General features: G+C 46.4%; 27 protein-coding genes. 2 read left to right on the top strand and 25 right to left on the bottom strand.

The annotated features are described in order from the left end of the window. Position 1: 1 nt before the first annotated feature. The 25 genes from HUK38_RS04775 to HUK38_RS04895 form a co-directional block, all read right to left on the bottom strand. Positions 2-1861 (bottom strand): hypothetical protein, encoded by a 1860-nt coding sequence (locus HUK38_RS04775; protein WP_182583002.1) that lies wholly within the window; start codon positions 1859-1861, stop codon positions 2-4. After that, positions 1862-5800 (bottom strand): phage tail tape measure protein, encoded by a 3939-nt coding sequence (locus HUK38_RS04780; protein WP_182583004.1) that lies wholly within the window; start codon positions 5798-5800, stop codon positions 1862-1864. A gap of 5 nt (positions 5801-5805) precedes the next feature. Further along, positions 5806-6222: a hypothetical protein gene (locus HUK38_RS04785; RefSeq protein ID WP_182583006.1), complete on the bottom strand. Its 417-nt coding sequence runs from the start codon at positions 6220-6222 to the stop codon at positions 5806-5808. 154 nt (positions 6223-6376) lie between these two features. Continuing rightward, on the bottom strand, positions 6377-7480 hold the full coding sequence (locus tag HUK38_RS04790) for a hypothetical protein (RefSeq protein ID WP_182583008.1): 1104 nt from the start codon (positions 7478-7480) through the stop codon (positions 6377-6379). 61 nt (positions 7481-7541) lie between these two features. Further along, complete coding sequence (locus HUK38_RS04795; protein ID WP_182583010.1) at positions 7542-7760, bottom strand: hypothetical protein; 219 nt, start codon at positions 7758-7760, stop codon at positions 7542-7544. Then, entirely contained in the window at positions 7757-8050 is a 294-nt protein-coding gene (locus HUK38_RS04800) for a hypothetical protein (protein WP_182583012.1), read from the bottom strand. Before HUK38_RS04800 ends, HUK38_RS04795 begins: the two co-directional genes overlap by 4 nt. 5 nt (positions 8051-8055) lie before the next feature. Continuing rightward, positions 8056-8397 carry a hypothetical protein gene (locus tag HUK38_RS04805; protein ID WP_182583014.1) on the bottom strand — a complete coding sequence of 114 codons (342 nt, stop codon included), beginning with the start codon at positions 8395-8397 and terminating at the stop codon, positions 8056-8058. Further along, positions 8397-8894: a hypothetical protein gene (locus tag HUK38_RS04810; RefSeq protein WP_182583016.1), complete on the bottom strand. Its 498-nt coding sequence runs from the start codon at positions 8892-8894 to the stop codon at positions 8397-8399. Before HUK38_RS04810 ends, HUK38_RS04805 begins: the two co-directional genes overlap by 1 nt. Before the next feature lies 1 nt (position 8895). After that, positions 8896-9705, bottom strand: coding sequence for a hypothetical protein (locus HUK38_RS04815; RefSeq protein WP_182583018.1), 810 nt, complete (start codon positions 9703-9705; stop codon positions 8896-8898). A gap of 6 nt (positions 9706-9711) precedes the next feature. Further along, entirely contained in the window at positions 9712-10488 is a 777-nt protein-coding gene (locus HUK38_RS04820) for a phage tail tube protein (RefSeq protein ID WP_182583020.1), read from the bottom strand. Beyond that, a complete protein-coding gene (locus HUK38_RS04825) occupies positions 10488-11003 on the bottom strand; it encodes a hypothetical protein (RefSeq protein WP_182583022.1) in 516 nt (171 codons plus the stop codon). The genes HUK38_RS04820 and HUK38_RS04825 overlap by 1 nt, the downstream gene beginning before the upstream one ends. Further along, positions 11000-11344: a hypothetical protein gene (locus HUK38_RS04830; protein ID WP_182583024.1), complete on the bottom strand. Its 345-nt coding sequence runs from the start codon at positions 11342-11344 to the stop codon at positions 11000-11002. The genes HUK38_RS04825 and HUK38_RS04830 overlap by 4 nt, the downstream gene beginning before the upstream one ends. Before the next feature lie 153 nt (positions 11345-11497). Further along, positions 11498-12478, bottom strand: a complete 981-nt coding sequence (locus HUK38_RS04835; RefSeq protein WP_182583026.1) for a major capsid protein — start codon at positions 12476-12478, stop codon at positions 11498-11500. 12 nt (positions 12479-12490) lie between these two features. After that, on the bottom strand, positions 12491-12850 hold the full coding sequence (locus HUK38_RS04840; protein ID WP_238787468.1) for a DUF2190 family protein: 360 nt from the start codon (positions 12848-12850) through the stop codon (positions 12491-12493). A 16-nt stretch (positions 12851-12866) separates the two neighbouring features. After that, positions 12867-13955: a head maturation protease, ClpP-related gene (locus tag HUK38_RS04845; protein WP_182583030.1), complete on the bottom strand. Its 1089-nt coding sequence runs from the start codon at positions 13953-13955 to the stop codon at positions 12867-12869. After that, complete coding sequence (locus HUK38_RS04850) at positions 13933-15366, bottom strand: phage portal protein (RefSeq protein ID WP_238787469.1); 1434 nt, start codon at positions 15364-15366, stop codon at positions 13933-13935. The genes HUK38_RS04845 and HUK38_RS04850 overlap by 23 nt, the downstream gene beginning before the upstream one ends. After that, positions 15311-15514: a phage head-tail joining protein gene (locus tag HUK38_RS04855; RefSeq protein ID WP_182583034.1), complete on the bottom strand. Its 204-nt coding sequence runs from the start codon at positions 15512-15514 to the stop codon at positions 15311-15313. Before HUK38_RS04855 ends, HUK38_RS04850 begins: the two co-directional genes overlap by 56 nt. 284 nt (positions 15515-15798) lie before the next feature. Then, positions 15799-16650: an ORF6N domain-containing protein gene (locus tag HUK38_RS04860; protein WP_182583036.1), complete on the bottom strand. Its 852-nt coding sequence runs from the start codon at positions 16648-16650 to the stop codon at positions 15799-15801. A gap of 322 nt (positions 16651-16972) precedes the next feature. Further along, positions 16973-17155 carry a hypothetical protein gene (locus HUK38_RS04865; RefSeq protein WP_182583038.1) on the bottom strand — a complete coding sequence of 61 codons (183 nt, stop codon included), beginning with the start codon at positions 17153-17155 and terminating at the stop codon, positions 16973-16975. A gap of 107 nt (positions 17156-17262) precedes the next feature. Further along, entirely contained in the window at positions 17263-17550 is a 288-nt protein-coding gene (locus HUK38_RS04870; protein ID WP_182583040.1) for a hypothetical protein, read from the bottom strand. 80 nt (positions 17551-17630) lie between these two features. Then, complete coding sequence (locus HUK38_RS04875) at positions 17631-18227, bottom strand: hypothetical protein (protein WP_182583042.1); 597 nt, start codon at positions 18225-18227, stop codon at positions 17631-17633. A 109-nt stretch (positions 18228-18336) separates the two neighbouring features. Then, positions 18337-18636 (bottom strand): hypothetical protein, encoded by a 300-nt coding sequence (locus HUK38_RS04880; RefSeq protein WP_182583044.1) that lies wholly within the window; start codon positions 18634-18636, stop codon positions 18337-18339. Between the two features lie 56 nt (positions 18637-18692). Then, positions 18693-19157, bottom strand: a complete 465-nt coding sequence (locus HUK38_RS04885; RefSeq protein ID WP_182583046.1) for a hypothetical protein — start codon at positions 19155-19157, stop codon at positions 18693-18695. A gap of 147 nt (positions 19158-19304) precedes the next feature. Then, positions 19305-19508, bottom strand: coding sequence for a hypothetical protein (locus HUK38_RS04890; protein ID WP_182583048.1), 204 nt, complete (start codon positions 19506-19508; stop codon positions 19305-19307). A gap of 74 nt (positions 19509-19582) precedes the next feature. Beyond that, the gene (locus tag HUK38_RS04895; protein WP_182583050.1) at positions 19583-19867 is read right to left on the bottom strand and encodes a helix-turn-helix domain-containing protein; all 285 of its coding nucleotides are present in this window, start codon (positions 19865-19867) and stop codon (positions 19583-19585) included. A 575-nt stretch (positions 19868-20442) separates the two neighbouring features. Between HUK38_RS04895 and cas6 the strand changes: the two genes are divergently transcribed. Both cas6 and HUK38_RS04905 read left to right on the top strand, forming a co-directional pair. Beyond that, positions 20443-21429 (top strand): CRISPR system precrRNA processing endoribonuclease RAMP protein Cas6, encoded by a 987-nt coding sequence (cas6, locus tag HUK38_RS04900; protein ID WP_182583052.1) that lies wholly within the window; start codon positions 20443-20445, stop codon positions 21427-21429. 19 nt (positions 21430-21448) lie between these two features. Continuing rightward, complete coding sequence (locus HUK38_RS04905; RefSeq protein WP_182583054.1) at positions 21449-24577, top strand: Eco57I restriction-modification methylase domain-containing protein; 3129 nt, start codon at positions 21449-21451, stop codon at positions 24575-24577. Positions 24578-24751: the final 174 nt, after the last annotated feature.

Genomic DNA, 24751 nt, shown 5'->3' on the forward strand with positions numbered 1-24751 from the left:
ATTACTCCTCGTTAGTCTCAGCGGGCGGTGTTGTACCATTTGAAAACGATTCAAAATATTCAGATGACAATTCTTGCGATTTGACCGGCGCTTCAATCACAATCGAGCCTTCTTGAATGGGCGTCGTTGTTAATACAAAATTGACATTACCATTGGTGTCTGGTAATGATCCAGTGATTGTTTGTTGAATATACTTTGCGTCGCCATATTCATAAGTAATATCAAACTCCGTACCCATTTCGGGAATAACATCAGGAATCACATACCACTTGCCTTGAATGTAATCAATCAAACCATGCCCGCCAGTTCCTTGTAATTTCCCTAGATTATCAGGATCATTATCCTTTAATTCATTCGTTCCCCACGTCACCACCACACTGCCTTTAATAATTCCCGCATTAGCGCATTGTCCTTTAACTATCGCCGGCGACAAACTACCCGACGGCATTGTGATGTAATTCACAGCCGTTCCCCACGCATAAATAATCTCCGAATCAACATCGGGCAATTCGCCGGTCTGCAATACCACAGTACCCGTCGTGAAATCCAACGTCGCACTGCCATAGCTCGAATCGGCGCCGCTTAATTGACCGTTGCCAGTATCATTAATCTGATACCAACTGTTATTTACCCGATAACTAATACGCAACGTATTAGGTGCGGGAACGGGTAGCAACGTAATCACCCAAACAAAGCCACGATTCTCAACTGTCACCACCTGACTAGCCGTGTCTTCTACGCGCAATGGTGCGGCTGCCGGCGTAAAAGAGATCGTTTTACTGGTAGTGCCATAACTGGGGCAACCGCTATTGAATTGGCACGCGCCGGTTGAATAATTGATCGTGCCGCGTTCAACACCCGCCGCAAATAACACCCCGCCCAAATCTGTAATAGATGCACCACTCACAACAAGAGAAAACGACCCGGGTAACACACCCGACCCAGCAAATAAACTCTTATTGGGGCCGACAACGTCCGCCGTCGTCGTATAACTGACAGCCGTACTCGCCGATTGCACAATCGCCAAACTATCGCCACCGGGCGTGGCATCAGGAATTGCCGTCTCAGTAAATGCGGTAGGAATTAACGGCGCATATAAACTGTCCACTTCAATTGAATATTCACCCGTCGCGGCCACGCCCGTTAATAATTGAACGCCATACACAGGAAAGGCGCCGGCGTTATAGCGCGTCTCATAAATGCGTGTTTTGAGAGTTATAGGTCCGGGATCAAACAGTGACGGCTCAGTGCCAATAAATTCACCGCGCAAGGCTTCGGCCAATTCACAGGTCACCCGCCGGACTAGAAATTCGATCTCGCCTTCAGTCCTGGTCGTCACCGCTTCGGTGATTTTTGTCAACCATATAGTTTGGCTATTCGTTTGCTTCCTGGTCTCATCAAACGCCACCAATTCCATGCGACGCCCGGCGCCCGGCAATTCACCCGTCACTCGTTGCCAAATGGTGATCGCCCGCTGACCAGTACTGTGATCGCCCCATAAATAGCCTGAATACATCGCCCCGCGCACAATGCTTGATTCGACTTTCGAGCGCAGATCATCATGCTCATCATAAAACGAACCGGTCGAAAACATTAACACCGACGCATTCGGATCCGCCGGCGGTTTCATTACCACGACGCCCGCGTCAAGATACTTGTCGGCGCTATCGCTCGTCACCGTTGCATAGATTTTTCTAATTGAACAATCGCCCGCCGCTCGGTCAACATCGGAAATATCATCAAACACACCGTTGGTATTGCCAGTTGCAATCTCAACGCCCGACATACGCCCACCACCATCAGATTCGTCGGTCATCCGTTCCGATTGAAAAAACCGCAAATCACTCGCTATGATTGTCATTTAATGCACCGTTAATCCAGCGTTTTCCAATTGCGCTAAAAAATCCTGCACGGCATTTTCTGATCCGTACAGTGCCGCGCTATTCAATTCAATCTTATGCACGACCGTTTCAATCACTTTAACCTCGGTGACTTGATTGACAACTTGATTAACTGTATTAGTCGCGTTAATCGGTGCGGACACAGATTGCATATTTTTTAATGCGGCAGTTTCATTAGCCAAATTCGACATCGTTTCATTATGCCGCGTATTCTCAGCATTCAATTGTTGTTCAGTACCCGACACCACCGTTGAAGTTTTATTCGACTGTTCTTTTAATTCAACCTGTAGATTTTCAATTTGCTTACGTTGGATTTGATCTAATAACTGTTGCTGTTCGCGCAACACTTTGATCGCTTCATTATTCCCTTGTGCCTCTGCGTCGGCAATTTGCGTTTCTAACTCTAATTGTTTTTGTTGCTGTTCAATCTTGAGTGCGCCTAATTTGTCATTATTCAACTCCGCCCACTCTTGTTGTAATGATACCAACCCGTCCTCGGCGGATTCGGTAAAAGACTGCATTTCATCTTTAGCCGATTTGATAGCACTGCGCAATTCAGCCAAATCCTCGTCACCTAATGCACTCGACCGTGTTTGCGCAGATTCTAATTGCCGAACATAGTCTGCTAATGATAAATTACCGCTATCGTATTCTGAGTTTAATTCATCCATATGCACAGCAAGATCATCAATTGCTTTCGCGTGCCGTGCAGCCGCAAGCCCAGCTTGTGTACCCGCCTGATCTAAATCATATAAAAAATCTCTTTGCTTTTCTAAACTCCAACCAAAGCCAGTAACACTCTTATTTAGTTTAGCCATCGCGTCCGCACTTGCCTGCGCCGCAATGTCATAATACTTCCCTAACTCACCTAATTTAACAATATTGATTCCGAGTGAGCTGCCCTGCCGCACATTATGATCAGTTGATTCGGCAGTGGCATCGGATAGTTTTTTAGTTGAATCTGCCGCATTTTCGGATGCGGTCGCTGTTTGTTGCGCGGCTTCGGCGGCATCATTTGCGCTTTTTGCTTGAATATCTAACGCATCCGCAGCAGTCAGCGCCATGTCGACCGCATGTTGCAACTGCGCCACCGACTCAGATTCAGCGGCGGTCATCACCCCATCCGCCTGCGCCGCCGCTAAAGCCGCGGACGCCTTTTGTTGCAATGCCTCCGCATGTTCTTTAGCCCCCGCGGCCGCATCTTGTGCCGATTGCGCTTTCAACTTCGCTAATTCAATTGTTTTAGCATCAACATCATTCGCAGCTTGCGTTGCGGCGGTTTCATCACCCCGTGCCCGCGCTGTTTCCATTAAAGATTTGGATAAATCAAGCGCAGTTCTCACGGCGATTTGTTTAGTTTCATTTTGCTCCTCATCCAATTCATTGGTACGGGTAATTGCATCAATTTCACGTTGCATACTTTTAGTGGCGTTTTCAATCGGCGCCACAATTGCTTCGTATTGCTGCGTCACCCCCAATAACGCCGCTTGCCGGCGTAAATCGGCATCAACTTCTAATTGCTGCGCCGCGGTGTATTTTTGCGCAACATCAATTTTTGCTTGCGAGAAAGCTAAAAACGCCGCTTTAGTATCGGCAGTTGCCTTATCTTGTGCGGCGGTCAGCGTACTAAACGCATATTCAGCTTTTTTTGCTAATATTTCTAACGAATCAGTTGATTCAACACCCAACCGTTGCAATGCTAACGAAACGGTCTTACTTGATAAATCGGCTGTATCGCCTGATTCTTTTAATTTAGCATTCAGTTTATCTAATTGCACAGCGATGGCGCCGGCCGCATCCATATCGCCAGCATCAATAAACTGATTATATTGCTCGGTTAGTTGCGCTATTTTAGCTTTTATCTCATCTGTAGCAGATGAGACTGTTTGCGATGAACTTGCTAATTTCTCTAATGCAGCATTAGCTTCATCCGATTTTTCTTTAGCATTTTCCAATACATCTTTGAGATGCTCTAATGACAACGCGGCATCGGCATTACCGCTTTTAGCCTTATCCAATGCGGTGTTGTAATTTGTTAATGCCGTGTTATAAGCGGTCGTGGCATCAGATGCGTTTTTTTGCGCATCTGTATAATTATCAAAACGCGCTGATACCTCATCAAATGATTTTTTTGCATCATCTAAACGCAGTTTTAAGACTTCGTGTTTTGCGCTACTGTCACCCGCTGTATTACCCGTGTCGGATAATGCTGTCGCGTACTCACTTGCAGCATTACTTAATGATTGCGCGGCGGACGCCTTATCCTGACTAAATACATTAGTGACGGATTGATTGGCTTCATTAGCAGAATCCGCCAAGTTTTTATTTGACGCCGCCATATCATCAGTGCTAGTTTTGATTTGATCTGATGACGACGTCATGGTGTCGGCTAATGAGACAACAGCTGCGCCCGCCGTCTCAAAATCATTCACTGCCGATTTCTGTAAATCAGTAAAACGTTGACCTAACTCATGCGCTGATTTAGCGGCTTTATCTGCATTTTCTTGCGATGTCAAACCAAAGTTAGCAGCCGCCTGCGTCATTTCCGCATACGCGTATGCTACGGCAACAGCTAATGATAAAAACAACGATGAAATGACTTTAACTGAACCGCTAAGACCATTCACGATCACGAAAACAGTATCGCCAAACATACTGATATTTTTAATAACAGTGTTGAACGTTTCTTTAGTATTAGTAGCGAAATCTTGAATATTCTTAGTGAGATTTTTCCAATCAAATTGTTTGAAAAACTCACCAATTGCTGCGCTCGCCGCTTTGAACGCAGTTAATACCGCGTCACCAATTTCATTCCACACGGGCGTTTTCGCAAAAGCAGTAATACTTGACGCCGCCGAACTGATTTCTGCCTTAAAACCATCGAGAAACCGTTCACCGAATGATATTTTTAATTCAGATAACGCACTTTCCAGCGTCAGCATTGCGCCACGAAAAGTATCATTTTGCTGTTGGGCGACACGAGCTGCCGTCCCTTCACGACCGACTGCCGCCGCCATCGAATCCAGCGCACCACTCGCCGCCTGACCAGTCAATACCAGTGCCGCGCTCGCCGCCTCCACGCCAACCAGCGTGTCAATGGCACCGACTTTTTCACCGCTCCCCATTTTCGACATTGCTTTTTCAAGCTCGGCAAACATGACTGTCGCGGGTCGCAGATTGCCGTTTAAGTCTTTGGTATCAACACCTAACTGCCGCAATAACGCAGACGCCTCTACCGTTGGCGCCGCCAGTCTTAGCAGAATAGCGCGTAACGCAGTACCCGCTTTACTACCCTGAATACCCGCGTCACCGAGCTTACCCGCCATCGCGGCAGTAGCTTCGAGGCTATTGCCGGTAGCCGCAGCCACGGGCGCAACGTACTTCATGGTATTGCCCAGCGATTCCAGTGTTGTATTCGAGCTTATGAAGGTTGCGGTCAATACGTCAGCAACATGCCCCATCTTGCTGGCTTCTAAACCCATACCGCTAAGAATATTTGAGGCAATATCCGCCGCCATACCTAAATCAACAGCGCCCGCCGCCGCTAGATTTAACATGCCGGGCATGGCGTCCAATATTTGATTCGTTTTGAATCCCGCCATTGCCAGATATTGCATACCCTCAGCAGCTTGAGACGCGGTAAATTGCGTGGTGGCGCCCAATTCACGCGCTTGTGCCGATAACGCCGCTAATTCAGAATCACTCGCTTGTGAGACAGCGCCCACTCTTGCCATAGCGCGTTCAAAATCTGCGGCTTCCTGTATCGCATTCCCGAATAGTGAAGATGTGCCGAATGCCACCGCCAGTGCCAAAAACTTCGATTTAATCGAATCAATTACGGCGCTGACATTGTCGCGGGCGTTAATTAAAATCTGGACAGCAAGATTAGCTAAAGACATAATAACTAATTAGTGATTTCACTCAGAATTAAAAAATGGATGTTATTAACCACATACCATGTATCATCAATCGGATCAGATGGACCCGAATCATACAATAATGGTAGTGGTGATATTTCTAGGTAGGAATTATTTCGATCAGGAATAACGACAAATTGACGATTGTCATGTAGAGTCAATGTCAATGATGGTGTCGGTATATCAAGCAATGCTTTTAATTGATTTAGCGCCGACCGTCTTATCCACGCAAAACGATCACCGCCTAATAAAGTCATTGGGCGACCAGCGAGTTTAATCGCTTCTTCAATTACCATCGCGCCCGTCAAACTGTATTCGGCATTCTGTACCACAGGTGTCCAAGTGTATTCATCAATCCACCGCAAACCATTGGGTAATTCAAGATCGTTAAGCGTGATTGACATAATAAAAACACTGTGAAATCATCTGATTATTCCGATTAAAAAATCACCAATAGACATGAACAGATTTGATCCTGTGATGTGCGGACATTTAACACTCCTAATAAAACACACGCAGCATGATCGAATTGACCATGCTGCAATTAAAAATCAAACGTTATTGTTGAAAATAGATAGCGCGGACTTTTTGATCTGTCACCGGCGCCCCAACAAACGTAATAGTAGACCCGGACAGCGAGTAATCTTCGGTCAAGTCTTGTAAAACGCCATCAAGAAACACCTGCACGGTGATTGCGGCAGGAGCAGTCGATAAAGTAAATACCGTGTTTGATCCGTTAACCACTCCGCTGGGCGTCTCACGCTTATATTTTGAGGCGGCGCCAGTGTTAGCAATTTCATTCAGCGCGGCTACCACACTGGTTTTATTGGTTGTCACGAGCGTTGAAATATCGCCAATTTCAACATCGTGCTCATTGACCGCTTCAGCTAAAGCTGTCGCGGTAGTCGTTAATGACGCAACACCGATTTTTGTTTCGGCGGCAGTCATTCTGTTCTTAAACGCCAAATCAAAATCGATTTGATACCCGGTCTCTGCTGTGCCAATGACGTTAATGAAATTAGACGTCCCAGTCACCGTCGCATCATTATGATCGAAATGATCTACACCGCCAGTTGTATTCCATAACAAATGATCGTTAACTTTCGCTTCAAAAGCCGCATTCGTGCCAACTTTGAAATAACCCGTTGTGGCGACTTTATACATGTCGCCAGTGTCTTTTTCCGTCAGATCATTTAATTGAAACGCACTGGCAGCATCTGCACCGCCCGCAACAGTGCCGACATAATTCAATGCATTGCCCAGCGCACTGATGCTACCAGCGAGCGTGGAAATGGCGGTGTCTAATTGATTTTTGTTGACAGCGTGGTTATTTTCAGTGCCTTCAATTACATTGACGTAAGCAGAAAAACTAACATTACCATCAAACGTCTTACCATTCACATCAATTATCGACGCAAACTGAGCGCCGCCGGTAATCGCCCCATCCGCCACCTTCGCGGCGGTGACGGATTTCGCTGCTAATTTATAGTCAACAATTGAAAGATCAACGATATTGTCGGTATTAACCGACATAGGCGCTAAGTGCGAGTTATTAACCTCACCTTCGGCAATCAATTCTCCGTTAATCGCGGCCAACGCGATTTTTGCCGTGGTAATAGAACGATCTTTATACAATTGTGAGCTTAATTGTGTACGAGCCATTAGAATAAATCCTGTTTAAAAACAACCAATCTCTATCTCTGCCTCAATCTCACTTAATCTATTAACGACAACTCCGAACAGTGCGCTGTATATCGCGGAGATTGCAGACTTCCGTATCGTGACGACACGACTCACTATTCGCGTATTCAATATCCATTGCTTGCTGACAATAATCATCAGGCATATCAAAAACAAAGCCGTGTTCTAACACCTCAATTAAACGATGTCCCCGCAATTTCGCGTATGCAGCTAACCCGATATTCTGTATTTTTGCTTTCACGCTAAATAAACCAATTGTACACTTTCGCCTTCGTTTAATTCATATGGAATGACAATATTTGGTTGCAAAACACCGTCCACAAAATAAAGAATTTTACCGCCAATCGGTGTTTTAGTAGGCACTATCTCAATACCAGTACTATATTCAAAATAATCAAGATGAATTAATCCTGATACGCCCGGCGGACCCTGAATTCCCGCCGCAATCTCCACAATAGGCGCACTCGTTTGCGTCACCGTAATCACTGGTGACGGCAATTGATTGATAATGACGCGGTACGGTTCGCTCATGTTTATTATTCAGGGCGTGTGACATCATATTTAATAATCAACTGAATTGTTTGACTGCTCTCAACTCTCCCGCTCGGATAGGTGCATTCCAAATCGTAGAAATGCGTGGCACAGGGCAATGTGCGCATGACAGCGCCCGATACAGTGCAATCAACACGACCATTCACCGCGTCAACAGTTAATCCGTTAGCTTCTGTCACATCAATTAACAGGTTGTCGCTTTTATCGCGCACTTGTAAATGAAATATGCAGCCAGTTAAATCCACTGGATCGCCATTAGGCTGTTTGTACTCAAAGTACACATCCCAATTATCGCCGCGCTTAATTTCTTGCTTTGGTGTCGCCATTAATTGCTACCGATTAAACCGACAAAAAAACCACCTAATGACGCAAACAAATTAGAACCGGTCATATGTTGGTGAATAGCTCCCAATACCACAACTAACGACGCAATGGAAGAAAAAACCAAAATAAGATAACGGGAAACAGATTCAAGCCGCTTTGTTTGTTTTGAAAATGCAATGCTTTCATCATTCACATGCTCCTGAATGAGTTTATTCGTGGTGGTGGTAATATCCGATGCCTGCAACACAGTCATCATCAATGCGTCTTGAGTGGATTTCAAAACCATGACATGCTCATTCACACTTGCGAGGATTTCCCGCTGTTCGTGAATACGCGCCTCAACCGTAGCAATACGGGTGTCAATACCCGACAAGCGGGTTTTGCAAATTTCCATCTCAGAAGCGACATTCCTGACCCTCTCATGCGCCTTATCAATGTCATTGCTGTGACGATTGATAACCGCTTTCCAATCAGCAGATAAATCGTCTTGTTTGTTCACTTTATTTCACACCAACAGTTTCATCCGCAGCGATACCCAAATACCCGATCACAAACGTCACGGCTGAGACCACGATACTACTCAATTCAGACAGCGTGGCTTCACTAATAAAATCCGCCGGTATCCAATTCAGTGTTGCAGCAACACCGAATAAACCAGTTAATACACTGGTTAATAATGCAGTTGCAACACTAACGTTTTTCCACGTTGACGCATGTCTCAGTGCGTAACCTTGTTTTAATACAGTCAGGAATGAAAAGATATTCACGGAATGAACCTCTTGCGTCACAGCATTGTACTCAATCGCATTCTCATTTCTCATCCCACGCTCTAATAACACACGCACCTTTGCTGCTGCCATCTCTTTCGTGATAAAACCGCGCTTTTTAGGATCAAGTCCTTTATTGGCGTTATACCACTTGCTGCCTTGTTTCCATAACACTGCGTTTAATGGTAAGCCAATAGCAGCTGGCCAAAGGATCGCCATATACATATCTTCTAGTGAATGAATACGATGCGCATACGGCTTAAAGTATTTTTCAACGTAAGTTAATTGCTCAACCGCTGTCATCTTGCGCAATTCAGCAGTTGTTGTGCCTAATTGATTGGCTGTGGCGTCCATGAATTGGATTAAACCAGTCGCACTGCTTGACGGGTTTTTTATTGATGGCGAAAACGTACTGCCCGTCTCAAACGCTATACACGCCATTAACCAATTGACATGATTATCTGTCCAATTGAATATCTGTGCAATCGATTTAATCGCGGCAATAAACGCTGTACTAACTTTTTTGCCGTATGCGATTTTCATTTGATTTTATGCCGTCACTAATTGCCATTGCCACGGGCTTGATTTACCGCTCGGCATAATTAAATCACCTTCCAATGAACCGCTGAAATAGTCGTTTTTCACTGCATCAACTGCCGCGCTAGGCGATAACGCAGCGCACCAAATATCTAACCGACCGAGCTTACCGCTAGATTTTTCATAAGCCTCACCGCTTAATTGCACATAAGCAGACTTGGATAATCCTGCAAGATATTGCTCCCATGTCCGAGCCGATTTTGAATAACTTACAATCATGCCTGTACCGACAGCATCGGCATGAATAGCGCGAATCATGCCGTTAGTTAAATCAATTTCGTATTTATCGCTGGTTACAGTGACAGCGCCAGATGTTTGTAACTCAATCTCAGTGCCAGTGCCATGCGCCGCAATAAAATTATTCGATAACGGTACCCACATATTTAAAACCGTATTCACCGTATCTGCGGTGACATCTGCTGCCGCTTGCGTCACTTCCGATACGTCTGCGCCTAATAACAATGCTAAGAAACGTGGCGGCATATAATTAAACTCTAGTTTAATTTTTGCCGATTCAGCTGTATTAGTTACAGACGCTAACGCGGCGCCCATATTAGAATACATATTACTAAGTAGTGATTTAGACTCTTGTTTCGGCGGCGTGATCTCAGCAACAGTAAAATTAACTGAATCATAAAACGACGCTGGTGCGGTATTAGTATCAGTACGAATACCAATTTTTAATTCGCAATTGAGATAAATTGCTTTAGAAGCAGTAGATAAGCTCATCAGATAATCTCCAATAACTCAGGAATATAAACAGTCTGTGTCCAACCGATCTTGACCGAATCAAAACCATGCAAACCAGCGCCGTATTCACCCGGGACACACACAATAGAACTACGGTCAACCGATTCAACTTTGCGCTCCAATCCCCAGCGTTGACCGACATTCGGCGGCAATAATGGCGCAGAATCATGCAGACATAATAAACCAGTGATGGTGCCGCCTAAATCTAGTAACTCTAATTGCAAATCTGGTGTGGTTACTGGCAATAACGCATGAATAGCGCAATTGACTTGTAACGCCACAACACGCGGCGAACACTGATTAGCGTCCGTCACACCAAATCCTGCAATTTCTAATAACAAACACGGCGGACGCACGGTAACTGGCGCATTGTTATCATCGAACGGCTGTTTAATGCCGAATTGCTGAATATTCGTGTCCGCGAAATAACTGCGTAGCGTAGAAATCACAGACTGCGCAAATACTGATAACGTGGTTTTATGGTCTTGCATCATCGCCATGATTCCAGTTGATCTGTTTCAAGCGCAGGTGATAAATCACATTTAATTAAACTGGCAGCATCAATCGGATATTTGCGCGCAATGCGATATTGCTGACCATTACGCGCAGTCACAATATCGTTTTCATTGATGACATCAATTAAAAAATACGCGACTGGATTTTTTTCATCTGTGATACGCGATTGTAATGCCGATTCTGACCACACTGCATCAATCGGTTCGCCCCACGCATCAAAAATCCAAATAACTTCACTGTTATCGGCCAATTTGACAGTCTCGCCCATTGCCGATAACAGTTGCGCACCAATCCCAGCAATAGTGTCATTAAACAGCATTGGGTTTTTTATTGCGCGTTACTTGGAAAACGATCCGTCTTAATCCCAGCATCAACGCGATTTGACGTTCGTTCAAACAACTCGCGTCAACCGTATCACCTGATTGATAATCAACGCCATTTAGCGTTATTTCACGCACTGCAATATACATAATTAAGCTACCGCGTTATTAAAGAAATAACCTAGGTCTGAACAAATCAACTTTTGCTCAAAAGTTGTGTTGATTTCTAGCCGCGTCGCCCGCGTTTTATCTAAATAAAACTTGCGAATTGTCTGATACATGCCGCCCATTCCATTCCATGCAAACGTGTAGCCAGCGCTCGGTGTCATTAACCCAGGGCTTGGTGCGCTATAGCACAATAACGCGGATTTCCCGCCAATGAATGCGTGGTTATTTGTGATGTTTTCAGCGGCAGTATTCTCAATACTTGACATCACCACTACTCGGCTGACTTCAAATAACTGCGCTAACAGATTATTATTCACCATTGCCGCCCCGCCCGAGGTTTGCCCGTATTTAATGCGGTCAATAATGGCAGGATTGTCTAACAACGCATCATAAACGCGCTTTTGCAACACCAATGTATTCGGTAAAAAGCCTGTATTCTCCAGCATTGCAGTTGCCGCCCGACGAATTGCAATAATCGGATCGGCATTTGCATTACCCCATTGCAGGAATTGCACAGCGGTCGGCGAGGCGGCGACACCGCTTGATTCATAAGACCATAATCCAGTCTTGAAATAATTATTCACCCACAATTTCTCACGGTGAATTAAAGTTTTTAACGTTAATAATTCGGTCGCGTCGCGCAATGGTTGGATTTGAACATCAGCATTGGCAATCACCTCGTCGGGAACGTCTTGATGCAGTGCGTATTCACGGCAATAATACGTCGGTGAATTATCCAGTTTATATTCGGTGCCAGCAGATTCAGTCGCTGGTGCGCGCTCTTCCATCTCATCACGATTAAAACTGCCGCGATCATAAATATAATAGCGGTCACTTTGTTTAGTCACGGGCACTAATGGAAACACCGTGTCGGCGACAAAATGTGACTGATCCTGTCTATACGCAATACTGATATTCGATAGCGAGGTATCGATATGCACGGTGCGTGGGCTGATATTTGGCATTGAATTAATCTCCTAAGCGGACGCGGCGCCATTGCGTAATAAAACACTGAGCATTTGACCATCATCGGTAGCACTTGACATGGCTTCGCCGATAATTTTTTTTCCAGCGGTGGCAACTATTAATCGACCTTGTGCATTCACCGATAAAAGATTGCCAATAGCAATAGCGCCACCTGCGACAACTTTTGCAACGCCAGTAACTGCAATGGCGGCACTCTGATTATTTAATGGGTCATTTAATAAAATGCCAAACACACTTTCGCCGGCGGTATTGCATAAAACCGCCGCGCCGCTGGTGTTTTGTTTAACGCAATGGTATTGCGCACTAGATAAATCGACGCCCGCAACTCGCGTGACGTTAAAAGTAGTCATGTCAAATGCCATTGCATTAACCCTCGTATAATTCTGGATTGGCTTTTAATACCGCAGCAGTCGCTTGTGCAATACTCACGCCATGCTGTGCTTGATACGCGGTAATGGCAGATTGCAATTGACTAACTGCATCAGTCTGTGATGTGTTTTGTTTAATTTCCACACCACCTTTTGCCAACCACGCATCAATAATTGCTTTATCTGTCTGCTCAGGCGTGGCAGCAGACGCAATTAAACTATCAATTAAATGCGGCATATTCACCTGTGCGCACCGCTGTTGAATTGCAGACACCCGCTGACGTTCAGCCGCTAATGCCACAGCCACAGCGCTTTTTACGACGCTAGATACGTCAATTGCAGGTTGTGGTGGTGATTCAATTACAGGTTGTGGTGGTGATTCAATTACAGGTTGTGGTGGTGATTCAATCTGCTCTTCTGTGGGCGTCTCTTCTGCTTTTGACAATAAGTCTTTTTGTTCAGTCATTACATTCTCCAGTTGCGGTATCATCGCCGCAATTTGATTAAAATCAGGCGTTTCTTCACACAGCTTCGACTTCAATTGATTGAATTGAATGCTTGCTAATACCAACGCCTGTGATTTATCTTTTTCATTAACGGTATCAATTACGCTATCGGCATAACCAGCGGCGACAATTTCTTCGCCATATAGCCATGTTTCTTGATCCATATCTTGCGTGACTTGCTGTGCATTGCCAGTTTTTTTACTGTATGATTTCGCTAATACATTCGTTAATGACCGCAAAACACCTGATGTTTTTTCCATTGTGCGATAATCGCCAATTTCCATTGTCCAAGGGTTATGCACCATCCAAACGCTATTATCTTCAACGCGCACATGATCGGCAGCAACGGCAATGTACGTTGCCATGCTTGCTGCCATCCCAATAATGTCTGCTGTCACGGTGCGACCATTGCGTTGGTGCGCACGAATAGCGTTGTGTATTGCAATACCGTCAGCAACATTACCGCCCGGACTATTGATTTTTAATACCACATCATCGTTAGTTGACTTGATTGCGGCAATAAAGTCTTGAGCAGTTAACTCATAACCTATCGAACCGTTAATTTGAATTTCTGTTGACATTATCTTTAATTACCGTGTCAGTATTAATGCCTAATTCCGATAGATAGCGTAAGTATTCAGCGTGTTCATTTGCCAGTACAATCGGATCATAACCTTGTTTTCTAATCGCTTCCGGCAATGACAATAAACCTGCTTTAACCATTTCTTTAATCGGCGGCACTTCACGCGCAGGATCAACTAACGTCCGCGCCGGTGCTGACCACAGCGGTTGTTCTGATGCTGTGCTATTCGGATAGACAATAGTTTCGGCTAATAAAAACCATTTAGCGAGTGGCTGTAAGAACTGCGGCGCTAATAATTGCCAACGCCACACATCAATATTGCGTTCAAACTCTAGCCGCCCCATGCGTCCACTGCTAAAGTTGACTTTTGACATGTTGCCGGTCAGCGATTCAAATGTAATGCCGTAGTCACTGGCAATTGCGTAATGCATTGCATCAGTAAAGTTTTCGTTATTGCTGGGTTGTAGTGGAGTATTAAACTGCATGTCAACACCGGGCGGCAGGTCTTCTATTGCACCCGGTTCAAACTTTTCATACAATTGATATTCGGTTTTTATTTGCGCTTCGCTATCGTCAAATAACTGCTGATCGCTAAACCGTCTAAATCCCATCATGCAAGCGGTTAATCGGCAGGCTTCTAATTGCGCATCGTGCCAATCGTCAAGCATTTTCAATCTCAGCATGGAGCCAGTGCCCCATGGAACTCCGCGCACTTGACCAGGACGATCAACGCGATATAAATGCAAAATGCCGTCAATTGAACGACGTTCGCTATTCAAAACGACGTTGCGCGTGGGATCGCACGGGTGATCGTTAAACAACCAATAGGCAATGCGCTGTCCAATCGGCGAAAACTCAACGCCTTGTGTAATCCAACCGCCATTTGGTAATGATTGTGTTTTTTGATGATCGAGATAATCGGATTCTAATACTTGGATTTGTAATGGAATCGTGAGGTTATCTTCGGGTCGGCGTGTGCGAAAACGGATTAAACATTCACCGGATTCAACAATTGAACGCATAACGAGCGATTGTAATCCGTAGCCATTATTGCGCCCGTCGGCATCGCATTCGGTGGATTCAAACCAATTAACCCAGCGATTTTGGCGCTCTTGATCGTGCCATTGCGCGTGAATACCAGCGCCAATGGTATTGGTGGTAATTGCTTGAACCGCACGACGCGCCCATGGATTATTACGCACAAGATCGCGGTGGCGATTGCGTAACGTTTCTAAATCATTAGAGATTTCGGTATTGACACCGGTTGAAAACGCATTCCAACCAGCTGTGCGACGAGTGTGTTTTGCCGCGTCGTATTGCGCATTGAATGGACGTCCGTGAATATCTATGATCTTAGCTGCGGTCATAGATAGCGTACCGACGGCGGGTAATACAGCGAGTATTATCATCTAATACGTCTGATCGTGCTAAACGTATAGCTGCTAATAAATCGGGGAGCGTCTGATACTGCACGACTTTGTCACCGAATTGAACGCGCAATGTTCCTGAAGCGGCGGCAGATTCGAGCGTTGCTAATTGTTCAGCCGTGAATGCCACAGATAACACCTAATAGATTTTATTGTTTATTAGTCTAGTATGTGATCCGTGTCAAAACTAGCCGAAAATGAAGCATAAAAAACACGCAATAAAAAACCCGCCGTGTTAGGGCGGGCGCTGACCACGCACAGCGTCACCACTACGCGGGGTCGAATGCTCCTTTCACACATGGTGAATGAGTCGCTCTTAGTATCGCATGATGGCGACAACCTGCGCCAGCAGCAATGTGCAATAAAAAACCCGCTGGTTGAGGGCGGGTTTTACTGTTTGAGTGCTAAACTGTTTTAATGCAGCCGAGGTTTATTCTGCTCGCGGTATTCCATTTCTATTGCGTCAAACACGGCGGGAAACCATTTGAGTTGTTTAACGGGAGTGCCGTCACTGTGACGCTTGCTAGTGTCTAGCCACTCATACAGCTCAACGGCTTTAGCGGTTGGAATCCAATCGCCTTTCACATCCTTTTCAATCAATTGAAACGCTTGCAGCATTTGGTTAATCATCCGACCTGAACGCGGCGGGTCAAGCATTTTGCCCAGCTCAGTCGGTGTGTAGGTGCGCCCGCGCTGATCGGCAAGTAAATGCGTTTGCCCGATCAATTCCAGTGGACTTTGACCAGTGATTTTTTTAACCGCTCGGTCAGCAGATAGCGTGGCTTGATTGCCGGTGAACCCGAGTGATTTGACAGCGCGGGATGCAATTGACGCGATCTTGAGTACGTCAATCTCGGTGTATTGCTTTTTGTCGGCGGGCGGGTTGATTGGCTGTGCCTTAAAGTACGCATCTTCTAGCACTTCAAACACATCCCACGCCTTGTCGGTATCCAATATCTTGGCATGGCGGGCAGCGCCGCGTTGCGTCCAGAGCGTAAGACGTGATGTGGTCTTCAAAGCGGGATACTCGCTAAAAGATAGCATCCCTAACTGTTTGAATTGACGCAGATTTTCGCCTTCAAGTTTGAAGTAATGCTTACCCTCAACAAATCTGTCAGCATTGCGCGTGAAGTTTTGCTGAATACGAATAACGTCCGTGCCATAAAACTGAGCGAGTAACTCAGTCGTGGTGACGCGCAGGTCTTGGTAGGTGATAACGGGGTGAGAGTCGGCTGTGATAGCCAAAGGCCGATTATTAGAACTCATGCGGATTATTCCTGAATTAAAATGAGAATCCGCCGCAATTCAAGGCTAATGAATGGCGGCGACTATACAAGGTTAGCCTTACCGGAATCCAGGGAACCGGCGAGCATTTCTGCTCCCTCACATAGCCGCCATAACGATGGTGACACGCATAAAAAATGCGCCGTCACGCTAAATTGGCACTACGCGCTGGATTGTTTCCGGGAGGCTAAACCCGACTGCTAATGTGTAGCAGCAGGTCAACACTACCGCAAAACAACGGCGCTGTCAACAGTAAAACCCGCTGGTTGAGGGCGGGTCAGTGCGGGTCAGGGCGGGTCGGTGGTTATTCGCCGGTGTGGGATTCCACGCGGCGGCGCTGAACCACTGCTAGTGCAGACAAAATAGCAATTTCCATCTCCATGTCCGCCGACTTCTCGGCGTGGCGTGACAGCTTGTCGTGCAAATGCAGCGTATGCTGCAGATTGCGCTTCAATTCAGCGTAGGTTTCAGCCCGTGGTTTCGCCATTCTGCTACACTCCAGTTGTGCCGGTGTGATGACCGGCGGTTGTTGAAAACAACTGTGGTTATTTTACTTGTGATCGGCACTGCAAATGTCGATCACAAGTTTGTGGGTTACAGACCAGTTACGTCTGTAAAATCCCAGGAATGCTCGTCGTCTTCACGAGCGTATTCGCACACCGAGTAAATCGGTGCAGCCGCGTCCGATAGGGCGATTGCCTTGCCCTGCAATTGCCCGGGGACGCATTCAAATGTCCCGCAAACATCATGGAGGTATCGGTACTTTGCCTCCACTAATTTCTCAATGGCATTTTTTGCCATTGCGCGACTGCCTTCCTCGGTCACGTCAACGTAATAGCCGCCGCAAATGCGGCTATCTACAAACGTTGCGAACAATTCCATTATTACTTCCTCTGTTGTTAATTGATTTTTTCAATTATGCCCGCGTATTAGCGCGGGCGGTGAGATCACAAGGCTGTGGGTTAGTCGCCGCTGAATGCCATTTCAGCCATTTCAGCGCCGCGCTCGGTGCGGATGTGACCTTCGTATGTGAAGTATTCGCCAGCATCCAAAACTGGATTATCGGGGCGTAGTTTCAACAAAATCGCATGTTCAAACGCCTCGCGCTCGGCAATCGCTTGACGCTCTTCGTTATGTTGCGCAGTGCGCGCCATGACATCTGCAACGTAAATTGCACCCACATCGCACATCACATCATCATAACGAGCGATAAGTTCGTCAATCAATTGCGACATAGCGGCAACCCAATCGCCTTTACGACCGGCAACACGCTCCGCGAGTGAGCGAAACTCCCAGAGGAATTGTGACGGATGCTCATCCGTATTCCATTTTGAGCACTCACAGGCTTTTTTCACCCAATAGTGAGTGTCGTTGCCAGCGTCACGGGCAATAGCGCCCGCGAGTTTTTCACGCGCTGTAACAATGCGCGGCATCATATCAATATCACGAAAGCCGCGGCGGCTGTAATATGTGTACAGCCATTCCACGAGCGACGATGGATCACGGAATTTCTTAGGTTTCAATTCCGATAAAGCATAGATTTTGCGCGGCGTTTTCATTTTATTTCCTCTGTGTTTTGTGTTGTGGTGGGTAATAAAAAACGACTGTTTTCAATCGCCTTTTATTACCCCGCCGTATTAGGGCGGGGTGTGAGTGACAGGTGAGTGGTTACGCGCCGTGCGCAAATACCACGATTGCGGGGCAGTTAGGCGCGGCGTAAGTCAGTTTCGCCACGCGACCGTGAAGCGCGTGGGCAATGCACAGATGCCCCCACACGGGGCCAGCACCGGTGAGTGTGGCGCTGATCGGCGCGTCGCCCACCTGCCACGTCGGCAGCAGAGCAATCGCCGCAACTGCCAGCGCGTCGGCAGTTTCTTGGGTGGCGGGCAGGTTCAGGCGACCATCAGCGCCGGGCGTGAACCCAGCGGCGGCGGCAATGGCGGTGAAATCAAGGGCGATGTTTTCCATCAGATATACTCCAGTTGTGCCGGTGTGATGACCGGCGGTTGTTGAGACTTTAGATTTTAGATCGGTTGCTCGGCGACGATGTCGCCAAGTCCGGTGATGTGCCCATAATTGTTCAGAATTATGGGTCTAACGATGCAACCTGCTATGGTTGCGTCTTCGATGCTGTCGAAGACCATCGACACGGCGAGCGGGATGTGAATGTTAGGGTGTTTTAATGATAAAAATCCCATCAGGCGGGACCCATCCGGTAATTCCTCCATCATTTCGAGCTTAAGGTCGCAGAGGCCAGTTGGAAGCCAACTGGCACCGTCTATCTTGGGTTTGTAGCCGTCTGCTTCGACGGCAAATTCGGTAACCTCTATCATGTCACCGAGGACTACGATGCTGTAGTCCTCAGTTTGGTTGAACCACTCGCCCATGCGCGCTAATTCTTTCTCGCGCTCCGCGATTTGGTGCGGCGTCATGTCACCGCGCTTGCGCATGGACGGTCGCCCTAAGCCTTCGAACGCCTCGTGAAACATTCCCATTTTTTCAATCCTCTGTGTGTTGTGGGTAATAAAAAACGACTATTGCTAATCGCCTTTTATTACCCCGCCGTATTAGGGCGGGTGTGACGTTTCAATTATGCCCGCGAATTAACGCGGGCGGTGAGATCGCAAGGTTGCGGGTTACGCCATTACCAAGTATTCGGCAATGGCGTCGCATGCCGCACGGTAGCGTTCGCCGCCGTGCGTGTAAGCGTATGAGTCTGCGTCAGCGCAATAGATGTGCTGGTGATTCGAGTTTTCATACTCGAACATGACCGGCTCGCGGACGGCATAAAGGTAAACCGTGTCGCCATGAGCAGTCGTGAGTTCAATCGTTTCGTACATTTCCTGATCCTCTGTGGTTCGCATTGCGGTATGCCCTGCGATGGGTGTAAGAATAGACGCAAAACTTCACAACGTCAAGCGTGATTTTGAAGTTTTTTCATACTCTCTATTCGTGCCAGTTTTTCGCCTAAAGCGTTGAAATCCCTACGCAATTCAGCGATTTCCAGCTCGATCCGCGCTTCAATTACCACTTCCCTATCCCTTCTGAGATATTCGATAATTGTAACTGCTGACTGTGGGATTCGGTGTTTTCCATTCTCCCAATGGTACACACTCCGAACCGTAACACCGCATTCCTGCGCGATTTTTTCCCGTTTTACGCCGACTGCCAGTGCTTGTGCTAGTACTTCATTACTCATGTCTTATTCTCTTCGTTACGTTTTTCCGAATATGAAGTATAGCAGACAACAAAAAACCCGCGCTGGGCGGGTTGTGTTCCAGTTTTCGTGATTTTACTTGTGAAAACCGTCCGTAAGTATCTGATATATTTAGACTTGAAAATCAGGTTTTGTGAAAATAATTTGAGCTTAACTTGTTGTTTTTTAATAGTCAGTGCAACTGATTCGTAATCAGTAGGTCGGCGGTTCAAATCCGCCCATCGGCTCCAGTCTTTTCAACGGTTTAGGTCTTATGATCTAAGCCGTTTTTTATGCTAGTAATATAGTTAATATAAAATGATAGCTGAATTGTTTTCGTCAGCGGGAATCCAGCAGCACCGTATTCTAGTTTCCCATTGTCGCGGGAATAACAATGGTGTTTGCGGATTAATGATCCGTATTCAAACCAAATTATCTTGGATTGACAATAGCCAAGCGCGTTTTTCATCCAGCAAACGTCATTTAGATTTCACAAGATTGTCAATACGGACAGGATTGCGGGTGTATTTTATGATGCAATGACCCATTGCTTCACTGTTGATTTGAAAATCGCCATCATGTCGCCATCTGCTAATTCGCACTCTGCAATTACACAAGTTATTGAACAAACAGCCTTTTTTCCATTAACCCGCTTTCGATTTCATTTCCTCGCCGAAGACCCCATCCGCCTGCCCGATTACCCCGGCTCGGCGTGGCGAGGACTACTCGGTCACGGATTGCGGCGCACTTGTTGCGTCACGCACCAGCCGACCTGCACTGGCTGCCTCTTGATTCACAATTGCGTGTATTCAACGCTATTTGAAACGCCCGCCCCTGCTACTGCCCCGTCGGGTTACACCGCGCTGCCGCATCCTTTTGTGCTGGCAATTGACCCGACCGCCCCGCGTCACTTATCACCCGGCACGTCGTTTAGCCTGACCATACACCTGCTCGGCTCGGCCATCGCGCAAGCACCGTATTTAATCCACGCGCTTGGGTTAGCCGGACAACGCGGTTTTGGACGCAGCGGCGGTCGTTTCGCGGTCACGCACGTCGAGTGCGAAATGCAACTTGGCACGAACGACTGGTCACTGATTTACACAGCAGAATCAAGCACTTACCAGTGTGCTGAGATGCGTTCACCGCAACTCCCCGCTGCCCCACCCTCGGCGCAACTGCGGCTCATCACACCGCTGCGGCTTAAACGTGACGGGCATTTTGTCGGCGCCCGCGATCTGACGGCCGCCGACCTCGTGCAGACGCTCTACCGGCGCTTGTTTAGCTTGGCGACCAGCGACGGCGGTGATCCGCAACCAATTAACGGGCGCGCCGCGACTGCACTGCACTTGCAAATTGACTGGTTGGAATGGCGCGAGTGGACGCGCTACTCGTCACGTCAAGATGCGCGGATGCAGCTCGGCGGATTGATTGGTATGTTACACCTTAGCGGTGTGGGGCTGCCCGACCTGTGGCCGGCGCTGTGGTTCGGACAGTGGACGCACATCGGGAAAGGGACGGCATTTGGTTTGGGCGGGTATCGGGTCATTAATAGCGACATGAGTTAATCATTTTGCATCAATCACCATGAACCCCCAACAAGCGCGTATTTATATTGCTAATCTATTTTCCTGCGCTTTTAACCGCGGCAAGTTTTTGGAATTCACGCGCAATTTACTCAACGACAATTTTGATGAAAACAAGGCGGCGGTTTGGCCGAAAAAATATATTAAAGATGCGTTTAAGCCATTTGTCAATCATTATGAACGGCTTGGCACTTACACCGCGCCGGATGATGAAAAACTGGATGTGTTGATTGTTCATTTGACGAATGATGCGCAATTAGAACGGGCGCGCACCGCCACTCGCAATTTCATTGCCGATCATTTGCAACAACGCGATGATAAAGATGCGGCATTGGTGGCGATTGTCGCGCCGGACGCAACGCAGTGGCGATTTTCATACGTCAAAATGGAATACAGCGCAATTGAAACGGCGGCGGGGACGGTTGGTATTAAAACGCAATTAACGCCAGCGCGGCGCAGTTCTTATTTGGTCGGGGCAAATGAAAGTTGTCACACGGCGCAGTCGCGGTTTATTGGATTATTACAGGAAGTGCGGCGGTCGCCGACCTTAACTGAGATTGAAGAGGCGTTTAGCGTTGAATCCGTTACCAAAGAGTTTTTCAAACAATATGTCCAGTTATTTAATCAATGCGAGGCGGCGCTGACCGAATTGGTGGCAAATGATGCGGCGCTGGCAGCGGAATTCACGCGGGCGCAGATCAATCCGGTGGAGTTTATTAAGAAGTTATTAGGGCAATTGGTGTTTTTGTATTTTTTGCAAAAGAAAGGTTGGTTGGGCGTGGCAAAAGATGGCAATTGGGGCAGTGGTGCGCGGGACTTTTTGCGGCAATTAACTAATGGTGCGCATGGTCAATACACCAATTTATTTAATGATGTATTAGAGCCGCTGTTGTATGACACATTGGCGACGGATCGTGGTCATGCCGCGTGGTGTGCGCAATTCAATTGTCGGCTGCCGTTTTTGAATGGCGGGTTATTTGAACCGCTGGGTAATTACCATTGGCGCGAGGTGGACGTTTTATTGCCAAATGAATTATTCACGAATAGCGAGCGCAACGCGGCGGGCGATGTTGGCACGGGGATTTTTGATGTCTTTGATCGCTACAATTTTACCGTGAATGAGGCGGAGCCATTAGAGAAGGATGTGGCAATTGATCCGGAAATGTTGGGCAAGGTGTTTGAAAACTTAATTGAAGATAATCGCCGCAAAGGATTGGGTGCGTATTATACGCCGCGTGAGATTGTGCATTATATGTGTCAAGAAAGTTTAATTAACTATTTGGAGACGCAATTAAACACGCCCGAATTGACGGCAGTGCCGCGAGCAGATTTGGAAACGCTGGTGCGGGCGGGTGAGCAATTGGTGAATTATGAATCTGTCAAAACACAGTATGCCGGGCGGGAAATGCCGGCGGCAATTCAACATCATGCCAAGTTAATTGATGAGGCATTGGCGGCAATGACCGTGTGTGATTCGGCGGTGGGGTCGGGGGCATTTCCAGTGGGAATGATGATGGAAATTGTCCGCGCTCGCTCGGCATTAACGCCGTATTTTAATACCGCGCTGCCGCGCTCGGCGTATTTATTCAAACGCCATGCAATTCAACACTGTTTATACGGGGTTGATATTGATCCGGGCGCAGTGGAGATTGCGAAATTGCGATTGTGGTTGTCATTGGTGGTGGATGAAGAGGAGGTGGAGCAGATTAAACCGTTGCCGAATTTGGATTATAAAATTGTGGTGGGCAATTCGCTGTTGGGGGTGAGTAAGGATTTATTTAACGAGGCGTTGTTTCGGCAATTGGAAACATTAAAACCGCGCTATTTTAATGAATCAGATCGTGATAAAAAGGCGCAGTATCGGCAGGAGATTGAGGCGATTATTCAGCAATTAATCAATGGCAAGGCGGCGTTTGATTTTGAGATTTACTTTTCGGAGGTGTTTCATTACAAAAAAGGGTTTGATGTGGTCATTGGGAATCCGCCATATGGTGCAAAGTTTTCACCTGAATTACGAAGTTGGCTTTTAAAAAATTACAAACACCAAAGCAATCCTCCCGAAAGTTATATGCTGTTTGTAGAAAAAGGTTATGAATTGCTGCGTCAGCAGGGCGTCATTATTTACATAGTTCCTAATACATGGCTGCCATCGCTTACCTTTCAAAAATTTAGACGATTTTTAATATCTCATTTCCAGTGGCTCGGTCTTCTTATTATTCAAATAAAAGTATTTGTTGCCGTCGTTGACACCATTGTATTCGCTTTCAAAAAATCAATACCTCAAGAAGGTACAGAATTTCCAGTGTTCTTTTTTGAGCCTGTTGGGATTCGTTTTGCACACAATCTCAGTTGGGCAAATATTCCAAAAGACGGTAATGCAATCAATGTCGTTTTTCCTCCAGCGCATCAAAAGTTATTTCAAAAAATCAAAAGTAACTCGTTAGTTTTGAAGTCTGTAGCAGACGTTTATAATGGAGTTAAACCGTTTGAAAAGGGGAAAGGAAAACCACCCCAAACTGCGGAAACTATGCGCGATAAACCTTTTGTTGTTAACGGCAAAAAACCAAACGGTGTCCATTGGATGCCCCTTTTGAGAGGTCGGCTTATTCAACGTTATGTCACGCTTTGGAATAACGATTATTGGATTAAATATGGAGAATGGTTAGCAGCACCCCGTGACACTGCAATATTTGACGCACCTATTAAGATTTTCGTCCGCCAAACTGGCGACTCCATCATCGCAACTCTTGGAAAATCAGGGTGTATAGCACGAGATAATTTGCATGTTGTTTTACCGCGCAATTCTACTAATCTACAGTTTATATTAGGCATATTAAATTCAAAAGTCACTGATTTTATGTATTCTTTTATTAATCCAGAAAAGGGAGAAGCACTTGCTCAGGTAAAAAAGAATCATGTTGAAGAACTCCCATTGCCTAAATTTGCTTTTGATAATGCACAAAAAATAAATCCAGTTATTGAATTAGTTGATCAAATCCTCGCCGCTAAATCAGAGAATCCCAAAGAGGACACCAGTGCATTAGAACGGGAAATAGATCAATTGGTGTATGCACTGTACGAATTGATGCCTGATGAAATTGCCACTGTGGAAGGGGCGGGGGAATCATAATGCACACAATTAACAGAATAAAACCGTGGTTTGATGCTGAAGCAAATTTTCTTGAAGTGCGCTTTTCAGATGCTGCAATCAAAACACTTGTCAACACTGATAAAATCTACTCTCGCACTTGCTCTATAAAAGTCAAGCGTTACGAGCTTGATTGATTGAAAACCGCTATCAATT

The organism is Thiospirillum jenense (genome assembly GCF_014145225.1).
Taxonomy (GTDB): domain Bacteria; phylum Pseudomonadota; class Gammaproteobacteria; order Chromatiales; family Chromatiaceae; genus Thiospirillum; species Thiospirillum jenense.

Coding starts and splice junctions, on each gene's coding strand:
- cas6 (WP_182583052.1), top strand. CDS start 20,443: ATGTCGCCATCTGCTAATTCGCACTCTGCAATTACACAAGTTATTGAA.
- HUK38_RS04880 (WP_182583044.1), bottom strand. CDS start 18,636: ATGGAAAACATCGCCCTTGATTTCACCGCCATTGCCGCCGCCGCTGGG.
- HUK38_RS04905 (WP_182583054.1), top strand. CDS start 21,449: ATGAACCCCCAACAAGCGCGTATTTATATTGCTAATCTATTTTCCTGC.
- HUK38_RS04825 (WP_182583022.1), bottom strand. CDS start 11,003: ATGATGCAAGACCATAAAACCACGTTATCAGTATTTGCGCAGTCTGTG.
- HUK38_RS04895 (WP_182583050.1), bottom strand. CDS start 19,867: ATGAGTAATGAAGTACTAGCACAAGCACTGGCAGTCGGCGTAAAACGG.
- HUK38_RS04840 (WP_238787468.1), bottom strand. CDS start 12,850: ATGACTACTTTTAACGTCACGCGAGTTGCGGGCGTCGATTTATCTAGT.
- HUK38_RS04865 (WP_182583038.1), bottom strand. CDS start 17,155: ATGGCGAAACCACGGGCTGAAACCTACGCTGAATTGAAGCGCAATCTG.
- HUK38_RS04800 (WP_182583012.1), bottom strand. CDS start 8,050: ATGAGCGAACCGTACCGCGTCATTATCAATCAATTGCCGTCACCAGTG.
- HUK38_RS04775 (WP_182583002.1), bottom strand. CDS start 1,861: ATGACAATCATAGCGAGTGATTTGCGGTTTTTTCAATCGGAACGGATG.
- HUK38_RS04785 (WP_182583006.1), bottom strand. CDS start 6,222: ATGTCAATCACGCTTAACGATCTTGAATTACCCAATGGTTTGCGGTGG.
- HUK38_RS04890 (WP_182583048.1), bottom strand. CDS start 19,508: ATGTACGAAACGATTGAACTCACGACTGCTCATGGCGACACGGTTTAC.
- HUK38_RS04805 (WP_182583014.1), bottom strand. CDS start 8,397: ATGGCGACACCAAAGCAAGAAATTAAGCGCGGCGATAATTGGGATGTG.
- HUK38_RS04845 (WP_182583030.1), bottom strand. CDS start 13,955: ATGTCAACAGAAATTCAAATTAACGGTTCGATAGGTTATGAGTTAACT.
- HUK38_RS04860 (WP_182583036.1), bottom strand. CDS start 16,650: ATGAGTTCTAATAATCGGCCTTTGGCTATCACAGCCGACTCTCACCCC.
- HUK38_RS04870 (WP_182583040.1), bottom strand. CDS start 17,550: ATGGAATTGTTCGCAACGTTTGTAGATAGCCGCATTTGCGGCGGCTAT.
- HUK38_RS04835 (WP_182583026.1), bottom strand. CDS start 12,478: ATGCCAAATATCAGCCCACGCACCGTGCATATCGATACCTCGCTATCG.
- HUK38_RS04885 (WP_182583046.1), bottom strand. CDS start 19,157: ATGTTTCACGAGGCGTTCGAAGGCTTAGGGCGACCGTCCATGCGCAAG.
- HUK38_RS04875 (WP_182583042.1), bottom strand. CDS start 18,227: ATGAAAACGCCGCGCAAAATCTATGCTTTATCGGAATTGAAACCTAAG.
- HUK38_RS04820 (WP_182583020.1), bottom strand. CDS start 10,488: ATGAGCTTATCTACTGCTTCTAAAGCAATTTATCTCAATTGCGAATTA.
- HUK38_RS04780 (WP_182583004.1), bottom strand. CDS start 5,800: ATGTCTTTAGCTAATCTTGCTGTCCAGATTTTAATTAACGCCCGCGAC.
- HUK38_RS04830 (WP_182583024.1), bottom strand. CDS start 11,344: ATGCTGTTTAATGACACTATTGCTGGGATTGGTGCGCAACTGTTATCG.
- HUK38_RS04790 (WP_182583008.1), bottom strand. CDS start 7,480: ATGGCTCGTACACAATTAAGCTCACAATTGTATAAAGATCGTTCTATT.
- HUK38_RS04815 (WP_182583018.1), bottom strand. CDS start 9,705: ATGAAAATCGCATACGGCAAAAAAGTTAGTACAGCGTTTATTGCCGCG.
- HUK38_RS04850 (WP_238787469.1), bottom strand. CDS start 15,366: ATGATAATACTCGCTGTATTACCCGCCGTCGGTACGCTATCTATGACC.